Below are 17,978 nucleotides of genomic sequence, written 5' to 3' on the forward strand. Positions count from 1 at the left end.
GCCTCGATGAATCAGCCAGAGATCTTCCCGCCCGAACTGTTCGGTGACGCCGTGCTGGTGTTGCCCGAGCACGCCCACCAGCCGGTCGCCTGGGCCTCGACGCAGGCGCGCATGCGCTGGCCCGAGCTGGTGCAGGCGCCGCGCGCAGCGTGGGAGGCGTGCTTTCCAGCGCTGGCCGATCTGTGGTCTGCCGTCGAGGCACAGGGGAGCTTGTCGATCGCCGGTGCCGGCGCTGTGGAACGCTACGAACTGCAGTACGTCCGCCGGGAGCGCGGCTGGTGGACCCGCTGGCACGATCTGGCCGAGCGCGAGCGCCTGCTGCAGCGCCACCTGGAAGACCGCGAAAAGCTGCTGTTCACCTCGCGCGCGATCTCCATCGGCGAGATGGCCTCGACGCTCGCTCATGAGCTGAACCAGCCGATCGGAACCATCGTCAACCTGCTGCGCGGCGTGCGCATGCGGCTGCCGAGCGGCGACACCGACGACGCGCTCGCCAAGGCGCTCGAGAGGGCTGGCGAGCAGGCGCTGTTCGCGTCACGGGTGATCGCGCGCATCCGCGAATACACACATTCGCGCAAGCCGCGCAAGGACCGCGTCGACCTCGGTGCGCTGCTGACTGGCTCGCTCTCGCTGCTGGATTGGGAGATCCAGCGCGACGGCGTCTGCGCGACGCTCGACGTGCCGCCCGAACCGATGTGGGTGCTGGCCGACGCCGTGATGCTGGAGCAGGTGTTCGTCAATCTGCTGCGCAACGCACTCGATGCGATGCGCGGCTGCCCCGACCGCCGCCTGCATGTCCAGGCGAATGCCGACGCGGAGCAAGTGAGCGCGGCCATCGGCGACAGCGGCGGCGGCATCGACGGTGAGGCCGAACAGCGGCTGTTCGTGCCTTTTTCATCGAGCAAGCCCAGCGGCATGGGCATCGGGCTCAACATCTGCCGCTCCTTCATCGAGCTGCATCAGGGCCGGCTGTGGTTCACCCGCAATCCGCAGGCCGGCTGCACATTCCATATCGCGTTGCCGCCCGCTCCGGCGCGCGTGCGCATCGCCGTCACCCGCGAAGGAGAAGCTGCATGAGCCAGCGCACCGTCTTCATCGTCGACGATCACCGCGAGTTCCGCGAGTCGGCCCGCTGGTGGCTCAGCGGCGCGGGCTTCGAGGTCCAGGGCTTCGACAGTCCGCATGAGGCGCTGGAGCACCTGAGCCGCTGGAACGCCAGCGACCCGGCCTGCCTGCTGCTGGACGTGCGCATGCCCGGCATGTCGGGCCTGGAGTTGCACGATGCACTGCTGCAACGCTGCGTGGCTCTGCCGGTGATCTACATGACGGGCCACGGCGATGTGCCGCTCGCGGTGGAGGCGATGCAGCGCGGCGCGGTGACCTTTTTGGAAAAGCCCTTCGCGAATGCGGCGCTGGAAGAAGCACTGGAACGCGCCTTCCGCAGCCCGCCGCGCGTGACGGCCGTCACGGTAGGCGACGAGGAGGCGCCGGAACCCGCAGCTGCGCCTGAACACCACTGGATGCCGGCAGCGGACGACGAAGCGGCGCGCGAATACGTGCGCCGCCACGACAAGCTCACGCCGCGTGAGCGCGAGGTGCTGCAATGGGTGGTCGAGGGCAAGCTCAACAAGACGATCGCCGACCTGCTGGGCATCAGCATCAAGACGGTGGAACTGCATCGCTCGCGCGTGATGGCGAAGCTGCAGGCGCGTTCGATCACGCAGTTAATGCGCATGGTCGTGAGCCGGCGCGTGTCATGAGGGAGTGAACGAGCGATGGCAATGCAGGGGGCCTTTGTCGACGGCTGGAGCTTTCTTGCGTCCACGCCCTGGGGCGAGCTTCGCCTGGTGCTGCCGGATGCGGGCGCGGACGGGCGGGCGGCCACGCTGCAGGCTGCGGCCGCGCTGGAGGCCGCAGAGCCGAGACTGCAGGGGCTGGAAGACTGGCTGGGCCGCGGGCTGACCCCCCGGCCTTTGCTGGACGAGAGCGGGCAGCCGCGGCGCCGGTCGGCCGTGCCGGCGGCGGCAGCCTGGGCCTGCTGGAAGGAAGCCGGGGCAGGAACGATGCACCTCGCGCTGCCGCTCGCGCGCCTGCGCGAATGGCCCGCACCGCCTGCGGTGCTGCAGTGGCAGGCGATCGACTGCGCATGGACGCTTGGCAGCCTCGAGCCCGACGCGGACGACCGCGCGGCGCTGGAGCCCGGCGCCGCGGTCGTTCTGCCGCTATGGCCATCCGGTGGATGGCGCGGACGGCTGCATGCGCTGCAGGAGCCCGCTGCGCATGCTCTCGTGGAGGCGCAGTGGGATGCACGCCGCGCGCGTCTGCTCGGCCCCGCGGTCGACGAACGCCTTGCCGCGCTGCAGCTCGAATGCGTTGCGCTGGCGCCGCTGCCCGTGCCGGCCGATTGCCTCGCTGGTTGGCGCAACGACCCCTTCGAGCTGCCGCTGCGAGCCCCGCCCGTCGCGCTGCAGGCGCGCCGTGGAGGCGAGGCGGTTCGGATCGGCGGCGGGGTGCTGTTGCCCTGGTTCGACACCTGCGCCTTGCACCTCGATCAGCTCGACAACGACAGCTGGGCCCGCGCATGGACCTGACGCAGTTTTCACCCGCTTCGGCGCTGGTCACCGTGGTGCTGCTCGCGCTCGCGCCTTTCGTCGCCGTGATGGTCACCTCCTTCACCAAGCTGGTGGTGGTGCTGAGTCTGCTGCGCAACGCGCTGGGTCTGCAGCAGGTGCCGCCCAACGTCGTGCTCAACGGCCTGGCTCTCGTACTGACCGTCTACGTGATGTTCCCGGTCGGCCAGCAGATGGCGGCGCGCGCGGCCGGCATCGAGCAGCTCGGTCGCAGCACGGAGTCGCTGCTGCAGGCGGTGAACCAGGCCAAGGAGCCGCTTCGGGAGTTCCTGATCCGCCACAGTCATGCACGCGAGACGGCGTTCTTCCTGAAGACGGCGCAGAAGAGTCTGCCCGCGCAAGAGGCAGCAAAGCTGACCGAGCGCGATTTCATTGTGGTCGTCCCGGCTTTCACCGTCAGCGAGCTGGCGACGGCCTTCCAGATCGGATTCCTGATCTTCCTGCCCTTCCTGGTGATCGACCTCGTGGTGTCCAACATCCTGATGGCGATGGGGATGATGATGCTGTCGCCGACCACCGTCTCGCTGCCGTTCAAGCTGCTGCTTTTCGTGCTGGTGGACGGGTGGGTCAAGCTGACGCACGGCCTCGTGCTGACCTACCAGTAGGAGACCGGATGCTTGACAGCGATGCCCTCCAGCTGACGCAGCAGGCGCTGTGGCTCGTACTGCTGCTGTCGGCCCCGCCCATCGTCGTGGCGGCCGTCGTCGGGCTGCTGATCGCCTTCGTGCAGGCGGCCACGCAGTTGCAGGAGCAGACCATGCAGTACGTGATGAAGTTCTTTGCGATCGTGCTGACGATCTTCGTGACGGCCTCGCTGCTCGGCGGCAGTCTCTACCACTTCTCGGACCGCGTGTTCTCCGGCTTCGCTGGCATGGTGCGCAAGTAGGGGAGGCGCATGCAGTCGCTCGGCATCTTCGACCCGCTGTCGTCCTCGGCGCTGTTGCTGGGTCTCTCGGCCACGCGCATCGCGGTGGCCTTTCTGCTGCTGCCGATTTTCTCGAACGAGCTGGTGCCCGCGCTCGTCCGCAACGCGATCTTCCTGGCGCTTGCGGTGGTGGCGCTGGTGCTGCCGCCGCCGCTGGACGCCTCGACGCTACAGGCGGTGGACTGGATGATGCTGTTCGCGAAGGAGGCCTTCGTCGGCGCGGCGGTCGGTCTGCTGTTCGGCAGCCTGTTGTGGGCGTTCGAGGCGGCGGGGCAGGTGATCGACATGAAGGTCGGGGCGACGATGGCGCAGGTGATCGACCCGCTGTCGGGTCACCAGACCTCGCTCACCGGCGCCTTCCTCGGCCGGCTGGCGAGCTTCGTGTTCGTGTTCTCGGGTGGGCTGATGCTGCTGGCGGGGACGCTGGTCGAAAGCTATGCGCTGTGGCCCGTGGTCTCGCTGCTGCCGTCGATGGAGCCGGCCGGCGTCACGGTCTTTGAACGCGAGTTCGCGCGGCTGATGATGCTCACGCTGCTGATCGCCGCGCCGGCACTGGTGGTGCTGTTCGTGATCGACGGCGTGCTGGGCCTGATCAACCGCTACGCACAGCAGCTCAACGTGTTCGCGCTGTCGCTGTCCTTGAAGGCGTGGGCCGCCACGGCGGTCGTGCTCGTGACGATGGGCACGCTGGTGCAGTTGCTGCTGGACGATCTTTTCGGCCGCGGCGACGTCGTGCTGCGCACGCTGCATCGCTTGTTCGGCTGAGTCCGAACGAGCGGCTGGGGTCTGCCCCAGCTCGGGCACGCCATAGCTGGGCGTGTCCGGACGGGCCGCCTAACGTGTCGGAAGAACGCTGGCGCATCGGAGGACCGTCCCATGAGCATTCCAGATCCCGTTTCAGCCTGCAGTTCGGCTTCGACGACATTTCCGATCTCGGCCGGGCCAGTGAGCGGCGTGACCGCTGGATGGAGGAGCACCTCGAGCCGGGCGCACAGGTGATCTGGTCGTAGACAGGTGTGGGTGGGGTGGGCGGGAGTGCGCCCTAGGCGAATGCGAGCCTGACCGATGGGCGACCTGGGGTCCACCCTAGCTGGGGCTGCCGGCGCTTGTCGAGGCCGCAGCCGGCCACTATCGTCTCTGCATCGAGGTTCCCGTCATGAACGTCAACGACCCGTCCTTCCGCCCGCGCTTGCCGGGCGCCGCATCCTGGGCCGATGCCGGCGCGTCGCGCCCCCCTGCCGCAAGCTTGGGCTTGCGGGGCGATGCCGGGCTGTTCGACGCCGACGTGCTGGCGCATGACCTCGCTCATAAAGCCGGCCTGCTGACCGTGTCATCCCGCGGCACGATGGTTGACGTGAACGCGCTGGCGCACGCCGTCATCGGTCATCTCTGCGAAGAGTGAGGCTGCGCCGCGAACCCGATTGGCGCGCCGCCGCCCAGAGCCTGGTCGATGGCTGCGCCTCGCTGGACGGCGTCGAACCGCGCGTGCAGCTTGTGGAGCGCGTGTGCGTGCGTCTGGGTGACGAGCTCTATCCGGCCTTTCTCAAGGTGATGTGCCTGGTGGGAGCCTGCGGCGACGCCCAGGCACGCCGCCTCGTGGCCGGTGCGCTCGCGCATGCGGTGGCCACCGGGCGGCTGCCCAGCGGCCGGCTGGCCGCCTGGGGGAGCAGCGGCGGGCTAGAGCAAGCGCCGCGCACTGCGGGCCTGGGGCCGATCGAATTCCTCTGTGCGTGGTACGAGCGGCCCGCCGGTCCGCAATTGCTGTCGGCAGCCGCTTTCGAACGTGCCGCGGGTCCGCTGATCGAACTCGTGTCGACCGATGACACGGCCCGTTCACTTTACTGCGCCAAGCTGCAGGCCGATGCGGAAGACCCGCTGATCGGTGGAGCCTGGTCGCGCAGCGGCCGCACGGCGCTTGCAGCGCTCGCCCGGTCGTGGCGCGCGGGCGAGCCGGCCACGCAAGTGATCGAGCGCTATCTGGACGCCTTCAACGGTCCGGGCGCCTGGCCGCCCGCGGCGCCGGCGCGCTTCGGCTGACAACAACGGGGTCACGCGCGGGCCGGTGAGAGGGCGATGAGGACCCGGTGCGTCGGGGGGCGCAATGCCGCGGCCCGGGCGGTCGTCGGAATCCAGCGCCTGCATCACGCCGCTGGTGAGAGAGGGTTTCGGCAGCCTTCACGCCGACCAGCCGATGCTGCCGCTCCCCGATACCAGCTTGTCGCCGCGCGTGCGCAGCAGGTGCCCGGCGTTGATCGGCACCGTCTCTCCGGCGGCCACGGGCACGATGAAGACCACCAGCGAGCCGGTCACGACACCGACCTCGCCGACGGAGCCCAGGCCCAGGCAGGCGACGTGCTTGCCGTCGGGCGACCACACGGGGCGCACCTTGCGCAGCGTGCTCTCGGTCAGCTTCCATTGCATGCCGGCCTGGCGGTCGTGCACCCAGATGCGCTCCTCGAACTGGTAGGCGATGTAGCGGCCATCGGGGCTGGCTGTGGCGCCGGCGAGCAGGTCGGTCTCAGGGATCGGCAGCTCCTCGACGGTGTCGAGGGCGGTATTGACCAGGTGTACGCCGCCTTCGTCGCCGCAGGCGAGCAATTCGCCCTGCGCCGTGAACGCGGGGTCGCGCACGCCGCGCACGGCCCGCAGCAGCTCACCGGTGGAAGAGGAAAACACGAGCACCTTGTTGACGAATTCGCTGCTGTCCGGCGTGACCGTTTCGCTGACACCGCAGGCAAAGCGCGAGCCGTCTGCGCTCAAGGCGGCCTGATCCAGCAGGATGGAGGCGTAGTCCTCGCGCGAAATCACGTGCGTGCGCGCGGTGTCACCGTCCAGGTCGAGCAGGCTCACTCGCCAGTGGCCGTTGCCGCTCGCATCCCATAGCTCGGTGAAGAGCCTGTTGCGCGAGGCGCTGGTGCCGTCGCCGCCGTCGTCGCGCACTGCAATGGCCCGTGCATCGCCGCTTGCGAGATCGACGAGGGTGAACTCGTTGTCGTCGCGCACGACGATGGTGCCGCTGGGGTTCGAGCTGCCGCCGCCGTTGCCGCCAACATCGTCGCCCCCGCCCCCTCCACAAGCCGCCATCAGCGCGCTGGCGCCCATGCCGAGCAGCAGGTGGCGGCGGGTCGGACCGAGGGACAGGCGAGGAAGGTCGGTGGGAATCAACGACACGGGGCGGCGGCGTTGCATGTGCGACTCCTTGAACGGGGCATGAGAAGAAAAAGGGAAAACGCCGGATGGCGCTTTCCCCTCGAGATGCGTTGCGCTACCACCTCCCGGCGGCAGCGCGGGCGGGATCACTTGCGCACGGCAGCGGCGTTGGCGTCGCCGATCGTCTTGATGGCGTTGGTGAAGGTTTGCATCATGATGTCGAACTCCTTCGTCAGTGCCTGGTACTCGATCATCTCGGACGGGTTCTCGTTGTTGATGTTCTTTCCCATCTCGGTCAGCTCCTTGGCCTTGGCATCGGCCATCTTGCCGAAGGCCTGGGCCAGCGCGAGCAGCCAGCTCTTGCTGCCGGACTTGCCGCCGGCCGTGCCCGCCCCAGCCGCTTCCAACTCCTCGCGGGACTCCTTGGTCTTCTCCACGAGGTCGGTGGCGAGGTCGTTGGAGAATTGCTTCATGAAATCGCCGTACTTGCCCTCGGTGTAGTCGTCCACCTCCGGCGACGACGGCTGCTTCTGGCCGGGCAGTATCTGGTCGACGAGATCCGAGACGCAATCGCGGATGAACTTCGGCATGCAGGATTGCTGCATCAGCATGTCGACCGCCTGCTTGATGGCGCCGCCGACCGCATCGACCAGCATGTTGCTGAGCGAACCGAGCAGGGCAGCCGGCGGGAAGAACGTGGAGGCCACGTTGAGCGCGAGGCCGAGGATGTTGTTGCCGAACACGTTGTTCAGAGCAGAGGACATTTCGCTTCTCCTTCCTGGACTGAAGTGGGAGGAGGCCGCATGCACGGAACGGGCTTCCGGCCGCAACCGCCTTGCTGTTGCCGGCGATCCCCGCGGTGCATCGTGGCGTCGCCTGACGAAACGAATTAAAGGCGTTGCGGCGCATGGCGTGTAGTTGCGGCGTGCGCTAGCTAGGGTCGGCCCCAGCACTGCCGCGAGCGCAGGGCAGCGGCTTGCGCGAGAGCAGCGAGATCGATCCGGCTGTCACGCCCAGCACCCATTCCTCCCCCTCGTAGTGCAGCACGACGACCCGCTCGCGCGAACCCACCGGCAGAGCGCGCACGAAGCGCAGTCCTGGGTTGCCGCGTGCCGGCGCTTGCACGCGCCGCAGCAGCCAAAGGCTGCCCCAGGCGAGCGCCAGCACCAACGCCAGGGCCACGGTGGTGGCAGCCGCCGATGCGACGAAGGAGCCTTCGATCATCGCGGTGCTCCAGCTGCGTTTCCGTCGTAGCGGGTCTGGTCCTCACCGGGGACCGGCACGCGCGCCCGCCCCTGCAAGTCCGCACCGCCGCGCTGATGCTCCATCTCCTGCCGCGCCTCGCGTGCCCACAGGATCACTTCTGCGACGATTTCGAACAGGTCGGGCGGTACGGCGTCGCCAACGTTCGTGCGTGCAAGCAGGTCGCGTGCGAGATCCACGTTGCGAACGATGGGCACGCCCGCGTCCTCGGCGGCCTCGCGCATGGCGCGCGCCACATGGTCCTCGCCCTTGGCCGCCACACTCGGCACCGGGCAGGTCTCACGGTCGTAGTCGAGCGCGATCGCGACGTGCGTGGGGTTGACCACCAACACGTTGGCGGCGCGTACCGCTTCCACCGCGTTGCGCTGCGACCATTCCTCGTGCGCCTGGCGCCGCTGTGCCTTGATGTGTGGATCGCCCTCGTTGTCCTTGACCTCCTGCTGGATGTCACGCCGGCTCATGCGCAGCTTCTTGATGAAGGAGTGGTGCTGGTAGGCTGCATCGAGCATCGAGACCAGCGCGAACACGCCCACCGTCCAGCCCAGCGTGCGCAACGTGACGTCCCACAGCGCCGGCCCCAATGCAGCGACCGAGGCGAGATCCGCCCGGCGAGCGAGCGAGACGATGTCGGCCAGTGCGGCACGCAGCACCAGCCAGCCGATCAGGCCGAGAAGTGCGGTCTTGAACACCGCCTTGACGACCTCGACGAGGTTGTCCATCGTGAACATGCGTTTGATGCCTTCTGCCGGGTTGAGATGCTCCAGCTTGGGCTTGATCTTCTCGAAACTCAGCACCGGCCCGGCCTGCAGGTACTCCGCCAGCCAGCCGGCCGCCGCGACTGGAAGCGCGGCGATGGCAGTCAGCCACAGCAGCATCTCCAGCGACAACCATCCGATCGAGCGCAGTGAAGTGATGAAGCGGCCGTCGGCCGCGCCGGTTGGCACCAGCGCCAGCACCTGCTCGGTCAGCGCGCCCAGGCGAGCACCGAGCCCGGCGCTCACCGCCGCACCGAACGCCAGGACAACCACGAGCTGGAAGGTGCTGGTCACCTCGCGGCTTTTCGCGACCTGGCCCTTCTTGCGCGCCTCCTGCAGGCGTTTGGGTGTCGGCTTCTCGGTCTTGTCGCCACCGTCGTTCTTGTCGGCCAAGTCGCGCACCTCCCATGGGGACGAAAGTGAGCAAACGCCGAGGCGCGGTGTGGAGCCGGCCTGCGGGGTTTCGATGACATCGGTCCTGATGCTCCTGCCTGTGCACCAGCATCGTCGGCCGGGTCTGTCACGGCACGGCGGTTGCGGCGAACGCGGCGGAGCCTAGACCTCCAGCCACTCCTTGCGGATGGGGGCGTTCGCCATCAGGTCGGCGGGAGCGCCCTCGAACACGATGCGGCCGTGGCCCATGACGTAGCAGCGCTCGGAGATCTCCAGCGCAATCGCAAGCTTCTGCTCCACCAGCAGCACGGACACCCCGCGGTGCTTGAGTTCCTTCAGGTACTCGGCCACCAGTTCGACGATCTTGGGCGCCAGCCCCTCGGTAGGCTCGTCGATCATGATGAGATCGGGGTCACCCATCAGCGTGCGGCACAGCGTGAGCATCTGCTGCTCGCCGCCCGACAGCACGCCGGCTTCGGTGTGCTGTCGTTCCTTGAGCCTCGGGAACATCCGGTACATGTCGTCGAAGCTCCAGCGCGGCTCGCTCTTCCCGTTGCCGCGGCGCTTCTCGCCGAGCTGCAGGTTCTGGTGCACGGTGAGCGCAGGAAAGATGTCTCGGTTCTCCGGCACGTAGCCGATGCCGAGGTGCGCGATCTCGTAGGCCTTGCGGCCCTGGATCTCCTCGCCATTCCACTTGATCGAACCCTGCCCGTCCACCAGGCCCATGATGGCCTTCACGGCCGTGGATCGGCCCGAGCCGTTGCGGCCGAGAAGGCTCACGATCTCGCCGGGCTTGACGTCGAGCGTGACGCCGTGCAGCACGTGGCCCTTGCCGTAGAAGGCGTGCAGGTTCTCCAGACGCAGACCGCTGCTCATCCATGTGCTCCGGCCGCTGCGGCCTGCTGTTCGGCCAGCACCGAGCCCAGGTAGGCTTCCTGCACGCGGGCGTTGGCGCGCACCTTGTCGGGCGTGTCGAAGGCGATCACTTCGCCGTACACCAGCACCGCGATCTTGTCGGCCAGCCCGAACACCACACCCATATCGTGTTCTACCGTCAGCAAGGTCTTGCCCTCGGTCGCCTCGCGGATCAGCTGCACGAAGCGCTGGGTCTCGCTCTGGCTCATGCCCGCGGTGGGTTCGTCGAGCAGCACGACACTCGCGCCGCCGGCGATGGTCATGCCGATTTCCAACGCACGCTGCTCGGCGTAGGTGAGGTTCATCGCCAGCGCGTTGCGCTTCCTGTCGAGCTTGATCATCTCCATGACCTGTTCGGTGCGATCGTTCACATCGTGCATATCGGACAGGAAGCGCCAGAAGGCATAGTGCGCCTTCATGCTCCACAGCACCGCGCAGCGGATGTTCTCGAACACCGACAAGCGGGTGAACAGGTTGCTGACCTGAAAGCTGCGGCTGAGGCCTCGGCGGTTGATTTCGTACGGCGGCATCCCGTCGACGCGTTCGCCGTTGAGCCGGATCTCGCCGCTGCTGGCGGCGAAGCGTCCGCTGATGAGGTTGAACAGCGTGGACTTGCCCGCGCCGTTAGGTCCGATGATGGCCACCCGTTCGCTTGGCCTCACCTGCAGGTTGGCGCCACGGATGATCTCCGTCTTGCCGAAGCGCTTGCGGACGTCGCGCAACTCGACGGCGTAGGTCTCAGTGCTCATCGCTCCTCCTCGTTCACCAGCTCGCTTTCGATCTGCAACTGCACTTCGTTCCATTCCCTGCGGAAGCGTCGCCGCGCATGCGACAAGCACCACAGTCCCAGTACGGCTGCCAGGCCGGCACCCAACCAGGCCGGCATGCCCTGCGCATCCAGTGTCAGTCCGAGGTGGTGCAGCGGCGGCGATTCGGCACCGTGCTGGCGTAGGTGATAGGTCATCTCGACGAGCGCCGATGTACCGGCCAGCGTGAGCAGCAGCGATGCAACCATGCCGAGGTAGGCGAGGCGCATCTGTGCCAGCCTGCGATAGCGCAGCACGCGCGCGAGCGCTGCTGCCAAGCCTGCGATGCCGCCCGGCGCATGCATCACCATCAGCACGAAAGCCACGCCGAGGTAGAGCGACCAGGCGGGCGTGAGTTCGGAAAGCAGCACCAGCGACAGCACCATCAGCACCGCGCCGATGATGGGGCCGAAAAAGTGCGCGGTGCCGCCCACGAATACGAACAGCAGGTAGGTGCCCGATCGCGCCGCGCTCACCATTTCGGCGGTCACGATCTCGAAGTTCAGCGTGCTCAGTCCGCCCGCGATGCCGGCGAAGAAGCCTGAGATCATGAATGCGATGTAGCGCACGTGCCGGGTCGAGTAGCCGATGAACTGCACGCGCTCCGGGTTGTCCCGTACAGCGTTGAGCAAGCGGCCGAGCGGCGTGCGGGTGAACGCGAACATGGCCGCGGTACAGACGAAGCAGTAGGCGGCAATGAGGTAGTAGACCTGGATCTGTGGGCCGAAGCTGATGCCCAAGGTGGTGAGGCCGGCCACGCGATTGCCCGCCACACCCGCTTCGCCGCCGAAGAATTCGGGCAGCATCAGCGACATCGACCACACCAGTTCCCCGATGCCCAGGGTGATCATCGCGAAGGTGGTGCCTGCTTTTTTGGTGGTCACGTAGCCGAACAGCGCTGCGACTCCGAGGCCGGCCGCGCCGCCCACCAGCGGTATCAGACTCACCGGCAGCGCCAACCCGCCGGCCGACACGAGATTGAGCGTGTGGATCGAAAGGTAGGCGCCGAGTCCGCTGTAGACGGCATGGCCGAAACTCAGCATGCCGCCCTGCCCCAGCAGGATGTTGTAGGCCAGGCAGGCGACGACGGCAATGCCGATCTGCGACAACAGGCTCTGCGCAAAGTCGCTGTGCCACAGCAGCGGCGCCGCAAGCAGCACGGCTGCGAAGCCGATCCAGGGAGCCAGGCCGGCATCGAGGCGCTGCGGCGGGCGCGGCAGCGCGAGGGAAGGGGTGGAGTGCATGGCGGGGTGTGAGGCCTTGGTTCAGTCGCTGCGGGTGCCCAGCAGGCCCTTGGGCCGGAAGATCAGGACCAGCACCAGCAATAGGTAAGGCAGGATCGGCGCAGCCTGCGCGAGCGTGATGCGCAGCAGCGGCCAGCCCGTTGTCTGCGGGCCGACTTCGGCGCCCAGGCTGTTGGCCACACTGGCGAGCGAGGCGTCCACCGTGAGCGGCAGCGTCTGCAGCAAGCCGATCAGCATCGAGCCGGCAAAGGCGCCTGCCAGCGAGCCCATGCCGCCGACCACAACTGCCACGAAGACGATCGAGCCGACGATCGCCGCCATGGGCGGTTCGGTGACGAAGGTGACGCCGCCGATGACACCGGCCAAGGCCGCCAGCGCACAGCCGCCGCCGAACACGGCCATGAACACACGTGGCACGTTGTGCCCCAGCGACTCGGCCATCTCGGGATGTGTGAGCGCGGCCTGTATGACCAGTCCGATGCGCGTGCGCGTCAGCAGCAGCCACAACGACGCCAGCATCAGCAGCGCGACGAGCATCATGAAGGCGCGCGTGGCGGGGAACGCGGAGCAGGAGACACCGGCGGCGGCGCAGGCCGAAGCCGGCGCCTTGCCGGCCATGAGCGAGAGGCCGGCATCGGGAGGCTGCACGATGGTGAAGGCCGCGCCCTGCAGCAGCTCGGGCGGTGCGAAGGGCACGGCGCTGCGCCCCCATACCAGCTGCACCAGCTCCAGGATCACATAGGAGGCGCCGAAGGTGACGAGCAGCTCCGGCACGTGGCCGTAGCGATGCACATGCCGCAGTGCCGCGCTCTCGAACCATGCGCCGATGCCGCCCACCAGCAGCGGGGCCAGCAGCAGCGCGGCCCAGAAGCCGAGCGCGCCGGCCAGGGCGTAGCCGAAATAGGCGCCCATCATGTAGAAGCTGGCGTGGGCGAAGTTCAGCACGCCCATCATGCTGAACACCAGCGTCAGGCCCGAGCTGAGCAGGAACAGCAGCAACCCGGAGCTGATACCGTTCAGGAGATTGATGAGTAGCTGGTCCATGGCGGTCGGGCTTTCGTCGTCAGGGCAGGCTGCCTCAGCTCGGCGAGACAGGCAGCTTCATCTGACAGGTCGTGGGCGTGCTGGCCACCCAAGCGTCGAACTTCTTCACGGGTGCAAAGGTGTAGCCGGTGTTCTCAACGCTGTACTTGTTCTTGTCGTCGACCTTCTGCCATGCCGCGATGTACAGGCTCTGCTGCAACTGATGGTCGGTCTTGCGCATCTCGACGTCACCGTTGAAGCTCTTGAACTTCAGGCCGTGCATCGCGGCGGCCACCTTCACCGGGTCGATGGACTTGGCCTGCGCCATGGCGGATGACAGCATTGCCAGGGTGGCGTAGGTCGAGTTGACGTACCAGTCCTCGTTGAAGCGGGCCTTGAACTCTTCGGCCAGCTTGCCCGTTTCCCCGCCCATGTTCGGGTGGCTGTAGGCCACCGTGAACACACGTCCGGTCGACTCGGCGCCCAGGGTCGTCGGCGTGCCGGTGGCGTTGGCGTAGTACGTGTAGAACTTGGTCGCGAGGCCGGCATCGTGGGCGGCCTTGACCAACAGCGTGAGGTCGGAGCCCCAGTTGCCGGTGATCACGGTATCGGCGCCCGAGGCCTTGATCTTGGAGATGTAGGGTGCGAAGTCACGCACCTGGGCCAGCGGATGCAGGTCGTCGCCGACGATCTCGATGTCAGGGCGCTTGCGCGAGAGGGTGTCCTTTGCGAGCTTGGAAACCTGATGACCATGCGCGTAGTTCTGGTTGATGAGGTAGACCCGCTTGATGTCTTTCTGGTCTTTCATGAAGGTGGTGAGGGCCTCCATCTTCATCGAGGTGTCGGCGTCGACACGGAAGTGCCAGTACGAGCACTTGCTGTTCGTGAGTTCGGGGTCGACCGCGGCATAGTTGACGTACACCACCTCCTTGCCGGGATTGCGTTCGTTGTGCTTGTTGATCGCGTCGACCAGCGCACCAGCCACTGATGAGCCGTTGCCCTGCACGATGTAGCGTGCGCCGTCGTGGATGGCCGACTTCAGCGCGTTCAGGCTTTCGGACGGGGACAGCTTGCTGTCGAACGGCGCGAGCTCGAACTTCACGCCGGCCGGGTTGCGCTTGTTGAAGTGCTCGACGGTGAACTGGAAGCTCTTGAGCATGTTCTGGCCTATCGGCGCCATCAGGCCCGATTGCGGGTCGATCCACGCGATCTTCACGGTCTGGCCCTGCTGGGCGGCAGCCGGCAGCGCGCAGGCCGCCAGTGCGGCGGCCGAGGCGAGAGTGCGGCAGAGTTTGGGCGTCATGGTGGTCTCCTGTGAGCTGGAAAAACGTGCGAACGCAAGCAGTTCGCTTGTCGCGAACGGGTTGAAGGGCAGGGAAGTCAGGCGGTCGGCAGCACGTGGTCCTTGAGCTGCTCGCGCAGGCGCAGCTTGTGGACCTTGCCGGTGGCGGTGTGGGGCAGCGCCTCGACGAATACGACGTCGTCGGGGATCTGCCAGGAAGCGATCTTTCCACGGTAGTGCTCGAGCAGCGATTCACGCGACAGCGCGGCGCCAGGCTTGGGCACCGCCACCAGCAACGGGCGCTCATCCCACTTGGGGTGAGGGCAGGCAATGGCAGCCGCTTCCTGTACGCCGGCATGCGACATCGCGATGTTCTCGAGGTCGATCGAGCTGATCCACTCGCCACCGGACTTGATGACGTCCTTGCTGCGATCGGTGATCTGCATGAAACCGTCAGGGTCGATGGTGGCCACGTCACCGGTGGGGAACCACTCGCCCTCACCGTCCACGCTCACCAGCGGCGAGGCGGGCAGACCCAGGTAGCGCTCGATCACCCAGGGCCCGCGCACCACCAGATCGCCGGCGGTCTGGCCGTCCCACGGCAGCGATCGGCCTTGATCGTCGACGATGGCCATGTCGAGCCCGAACACCGCGCGGCCCTGCTTCTCGAGCACGCGCTGTTGCTGGGCGGCGCTCTGCACCGCATGTTTGGCCTTCAAGCGAGACAGCGTGCCCATCGGCGACAACTCGGTCATGCCCCAGGCATGGATCACTTCGATGCCGAAGTCCTGGCGCAGCGTGTGCAACATGGCCGGCGGGCACGCCGAGCCGCCGATCACCGTGCGTTTGAAACTGGAGAAGCGCAGCCCGTTGGCGCTGATGTAGTTCAGCAGCCCCAGCCACACAGTGGGCACACCGGCGCTGAACGTGACCTGCTCTGACTCGAACAGCTCATAGAGCGACTTGCCGTCCAGATCGGGCCCGGGCAGCACCAGCTTGGCGCCCACGAGCGCGGCCGAGTAGGGCATGCCCCAGGCGTTGACGTGGAACATCGGCACCACCGGCAGCATCACTTCGCGGGCCGAGCAGCCCATCGCGTCCGGCAGCGCGGCGGCATAGGCGTGCAGCATCGCCGAGCGGTGGCTGTAAACGGCTCCCTTCGGGTGGCCGGTAGTGCCCGAGGTGTAGCAAATGCTCGAGGCCGTGTTCTCGTCGAACTGGGGCCAGCGGTACCGGCCGTTCTCCTGCCCGACCAGTTCCTCGTAGCACAACAGGTGGGGCAGCGTCGTCGCGGCCGGCATGTGCGCACGGTCGGTCATCAGCACGAAGTGCTCAACGCTGGTCAGCTGTGGGGCGATCTTCTCCACCAGCGGCAAAAAGGTGAGGTCGAAGCACAGCACACGGTCGCCCGCGTCGTTGGCGACCCAGGCGATCTGCTCGGGATGCAGACGGGGGTTGATGGTGTGGCACACCAGGCCCGAGCCCGAGCTGGCGTAGTAGATCTCGAGGTGCCGGTAGCCGTTCCATGCCAGGGTGCCGATGCGGTCGCCGGGCATGCAGCCCAGCCGTGCGAAGGCCTGTGCCATCTGCCGCGAGCGCAGCTCGGCGCCGGCCCAGTCGTAGCGGTGAAGGCCACCCTCGGCGCATTTCGAGACGATCTCGGTGTCCGCCGCATGGCGGGCCGCGTGCTGGATCAACGACGAGATCAACAGCGGCATCTGCATCATCTGGCCGCGCAGTGCGGTCATGGGTTTCTCCTGAAGGTTTGAAAGGGGCGCGGGATCACTGCACGCTGATCTGCTGGCGCGTGAGGCTCGCATCGAAGTGGAGTCGCGCCGGCCACGGAGCCCAGGTGACGCCCAGCGAGGCGTTGTTGGGGTCGCCGGTGCGCATGAAAGCGCCGAGCGTGCGCATCATCGACGCTGAAAGCGCCCGCCTGCCGGGATCGTTGGCGGCGCTGTTGACCACGTTGGCAAACAGCGATGGTCCGAAGTTGCCGAACAGGAAAGGCAGGTCGAAGGCGTGCGCGGCGCCGTAGATGTCGTTCCACGGCGCCGGCTGCTGCGCCCATTTGAAGTGGTAGTACCAAACGTCGGCCTGCTGCGACTTCAACGTGTCGAGCACGTTGTCGCGGCTGGGCACCATGAAGACGGCATTGAGCGTCGCGGTGCGCGCGTTCCAGCCGGTGCCGGCCGCATCCACCGGCAGGTAGGAGGGATCGATCACCTGGTCGATCGTCGTCGCCGCTGCCTGCGCCGCATCGGCCATCACCGCGAAGCGCGTCGCGTCGTTCATGATGAAACCGGGTTTGCCGCCCAGCACCGGCGACAACGCCAGGAAGGACCCGAACAGCTTGCCTTCGTCGGCCGTGTTGCCCGCCAGCACCGGGACCTTGTTGTAGTTGCCCGCTGCGATGGCGGCGGTCGGGTCCGTGGGCAGCACGGTGCCTTCGGGGATGGGGCCCGAGCCGGTGAGGCCCTTGGTCGACAGCGTGGTGAGGATGGTGGCGGCGCTTTTGCCTCGCAGGTAATCGGCCACCTGCTGCGGGGCGAGTGCGGCGATGTGGTCGGTTGCCGCCGACAAGTCGGCCGCTGTGCCGTCGGCCACCATCAGTTGGGCCAGCAGCGCGTTGGCCTGGGTGGCGTATGTGGCGGCGGGATTCAGCATCGGGACCGTGCCGGGCGGCAGGTTGCCTGCTAGAGAGATGCCGCCGCTCAAGGGCACGGCCTTGTGGAACAGTCCCACCGCCTTGGGCGAAGCGAGCAAGGCCCAGGTATTGATGGCGCCGGCCGACTGGCCCATCACGGTGACGTTGCTGGCGTTGCCGCCGAATGCGGCGATGTTGTCCTGCACGAACTTCAGCGCCTGGATCAGGTCGAGGAGCGCGAAGTTGCCGGAGTCGCCGTCGGGGTCGGTGCTCGTGCCGCCGCTGGCCGTGGTCTTGAGCTGCGCCAGGTTGAAGAAGCCGAACGGTCCCAGGCGGTAGTTGACCGTCACGACGACGGCGTTGGCCGCCTTCGCGAGCTTCGCCCCGTGATAAACCGGGTCGGCCGTGTAGCCGGAGATGTTGCTGCCGCCGTAGATGAAGAACAGCACCGGCAGGTCCGGCTCGCTGCTGGCAGGGCGCCAGATGTTGAGCGTGAGGCAGTCTTCGCTGCCCACCGGCGTGTTCAGCGAGGTGCCGATGGTAGCGTCGTAGGTGTTGTTGGTGCCGGGGCCATAGATGCGGCCGTTCTGGATGCAGGCATTGCCGAAGGCCTTGGCCTCGCGCACGCCGCTCCAGGCATCGGGAGTCATCGGGGCCTTCCAACGCAAGTCGCCCACCGGCGGCTTGGCGTAGGGCACGCCGAGCCAGGCGTAGGTGCCGCCGCTGCTCGCCTCGTCGAGGCCGGCGAGCTTGCCGAGGCGAGTCTGGCGCTCCAGCGGAGAAGGCAGGTGCTCGTCGTTGTTGCCGCCGCAGGCAGACATGACGGTCAGCAGCGCGAAGCCGGCGGTGGCCACCGGTTTGAGCTTGATGAACATGCGCAGGGATTCCTTGGAGCAGGGGTGCTCGCTGGGGATGGACGATAGGGATTGCGTCGCGACGGGGCCA

General features: G+C 67.2%; 19 protein-coding genes. 8 read left to right on the forward strand and 11 right to left on the reverse strand.

What is annotated here, in order from left to right:
• The first annotated feature begins 6 nt into the window (after positions 1 to 6).
• From M8A51_RS01845 to M8A51_RS01880, 8 genes are all read left to right on the forward strand, one after another.
• Positions 7 to 1,077, forward strand: coding sequence for a sensor histidine kinase (locus tag M8A51_RS01845; RefSeq protein ID WP_251776407.1), 1,071 nt, complete (start codon positions 7 to 9; stop codon positions 1,075 to 1,077).
• The gene (locus M8A51_RS01850) at positions 1,074 to 1,760 is read left to right on the forward strand and encodes a response regulator transcription factor (RefSeq protein ID WP_251776408.1); all 687 of its coding nucleotides are present in this window, start codon (positions 1,074 to 1,076) and stop codon (positions 1,758 to 1,760) included. Before M8A51_RS01845 ends, M8A51_RS01850 begins: the two co-directional genes overlap by 4 nt.
• 21 nt (positions 1,761 to 1,781) lie before the next feature.
• Positions 1,782 to 2,591 carry a hypothetical protein gene (locus tag M8A51_RS01855; RefSeq protein WP_251776409.1) on the forward strand — a complete coding sequence of 270 codons (810 nt, stop codon included), beginning with the start codon at positions 1,782 to 1,784 and terminating at the stop codon, positions 2,589 to 2,591.
• Positions 2,588 to 3,235 (forward strand): type III secretion system export apparatus subunit SctR, encoded by a 648-nt coding sequence (gene sctR / locus M8A51_RS01860; protein WP_407062192.1) that lies wholly within the window; start codon positions 2,588 to 2,590, stop codon positions 3,233 to 3,235. Before M8A51_RS01855 ends, sctR begins: the two co-directional genes overlap by 4 nt.
• A gap of 8 nt (positions 3,236 to 3,243) precedes the next feature.
• Complete coding sequence (gene sctS, locus M8A51_RS01865; RefSeq protein ID WP_251776411.1) at positions 3,244 to 3,516, forward strand: type III secretion system export apparatus subunit SctS; 273 nt, start codon at positions 3,244 to 3,246, stop codon at positions 3,514 to 3,516.
• Positions 3,517 to 3,525: 9 nt separating this feature from the next.
• Positions 3,526 to 4,320 (forward strand): type III secretion system export apparatus subunit SctT, encoded by a 795-nt coding sequence (sctT, locus tag M8A51_RS01870; protein WP_251776412.1) that lies wholly within the window; start codon positions 3,526 to 3,528, stop codon positions 4,318 to 4,320.
• 391 nt (positions 4,321 to 4,711) lie between these two features.
• Positions 4,712 to 4,957, forward strand: a complete 246-nt coding sequence (locus M8A51_RS01875; RefSeq protein ID WP_251776413.1) for a hypothetical protein — start codon at positions 4,712 to 4,714, stop codon at positions 4,955 to 4,957.
• Entirely contained in the window at positions 4,954 to 5,592 is a 639-nt protein-coding gene (locus M8A51_RS01880; protein ID WP_251776414.1) for a hypothetical protein, read from the forward strand. The genes M8A51_RS01875 and M8A51_RS01880 overlap by 4 nt, the downstream gene beginning before the upstream one ends.
• 138 nt (positions 5,593 to 5,730) lie before the next feature.
• Here M8A51_RS01880 and M8A51_RS01885 read toward each other — a convergent pair whose 3' ends face one another.
• From M8A51_RS01885 to M8A51_RS01935, 11 genes are all read right to left on the reverse strand, one after another.
• Entirely contained in the window at positions 5,731 to 6,744 is a 1,014-nt protein-coding gene (locus M8A51_RS01885) for a TolB family protein (protein ID WP_251776415.1), read from the reverse strand.
• A gap of 107 nt (positions 6,745 to 6,851) precedes the next feature.
• Positions 6,852 to 7,469: an EscF/YscF/HrpA family type III secretion system needle major subunit gene (locus M8A51_RS01890; protein ID WP_251776416.1), complete on the reverse strand. Its 618-nt coding sequence runs from the start codon at positions 7,467 to 7,469 to the stop codon at positions 6,852 to 6,854.
• A 166-nt stretch (positions 7,470 to 7,635) separates the two neighbouring features.
• The gene (fliO, locus tag M8A51_RS01895) at positions 7,636 to 7,929 is read right to left on the reverse strand and encodes a flagellar biosynthetic protein FliO (RefSeq protein ID WP_251776417.1); all 294 of its coding nucleotides are present in this window, start codon (positions 7,927 to 7,929) and stop codon (positions 7,636 to 7,638) included.
• Positions 7,926 to 9,125 (reverse strand): type III secretion system export apparatus subunit SctU, encoded by a 1,200-nt coding sequence (gene sctU, locus M8A51_RS01900; RefSeq protein ID WP_407062188.1) that lies wholly within the window; start codon positions 9,123 to 9,125, stop codon positions 7,926 to 7,928. Before sctU ends, fliO begins: the two co-directional genes overlap by 4 nt.
• A 153-nt stretch (positions 9,126 to 9,278) precedes the next feature.
• Entirely contained in the window at positions 9,279 to 9,992 is a 714-nt protein-coding gene (locus M8A51_RS01905; RefSeq protein WP_251776419.1) for an ABC transporter ATP-binding protein, read from the reverse strand.
• Entirely contained in the window at positions 9,989 to 10,780 is a 792-nt protein-coding gene (locus M8A51_RS01910) for an ABC transporter ATP-binding protein (RefSeq protein WP_251776420.1), read from the reverse strand. The genes M8A51_RS01905 and M8A51_RS01910 overlap by 4 nt, the downstream gene beginning before the upstream one ends.
• A complete protein-coding gene (locus tag M8A51_RS01915; RefSeq protein ID WP_251776421.1) occupies positions 10,777 to 12,081 on the reverse strand; it encodes a branched-chain amino acid ABC transporter permease in 1,305 nt (434 codons plus the stop codon). Before M8A51_RS01915 ends, M8A51_RS01910 begins: the two co-directional genes overlap by 4 nt.
• A gap of 21 nt (positions 12,082 to 12,102) precedes the next feature.
• Entirely contained in the window at positions 12,103 to 13,125 is a 1,023-nt protein-coding gene (locus M8A51_RS01920) for a branched-chain amino acid ABC transporter permease (protein WP_251776422.1), read from the reverse strand.
• A gap of 34 nt (positions 13,126 to 13,159) precedes the next feature.
• Positions 13,160 to 14,407 carry a branched-chain amino acid ABC transporter substrate-binding protein gene (locus tag M8A51_RS01925; protein ID WP_251776423.1) on the reverse strand — a complete coding sequence of 416 codons (1,248 nt, stop codon included), beginning with the start codon at positions 14,405 to 14,407 and terminating at the stop codon, positions 13,160 to 13,162.
• 77 nt (positions 14,408 to 14,484) lie between these two features.
• Entirely contained in the window at positions 14,485 to 16,134 is a 1,650-nt protein-coding gene (locus M8A51_RS01930) for a 3-(methylthio)propionyl-CoA ligase (RefSeq protein WP_251776424.1), read from the reverse strand.
• A gap of 34 nt (positions 16,135 to 16,168) precedes the next feature.
• Positions 16,169 to 17,908 carry a carboxylesterase/lipase family protein gene (locus M8A51_RS01935; RefSeq protein ID WP_368408511.1) on the reverse strand — a complete coding sequence of 580 codons (1,740 nt, stop codon included), beginning with the start codon at positions 17,906 to 17,908 and terminating at the stop codon, positions 16,169 to 16,171.
• Positions 17,909 to 17,978 lie beyond the last annotated feature (70 nt).

Origin of the sequence: Caldimonas mangrovi, assembly GCF_023721835.1 — a bacterium.
Taxonomy (GTDB): Bacteria; Pseudomonadota; Gammaproteobacteria; order Burkholderiales; family Burkholderiaceae_C; genus Caldimonas; species Caldimonas mangrovi.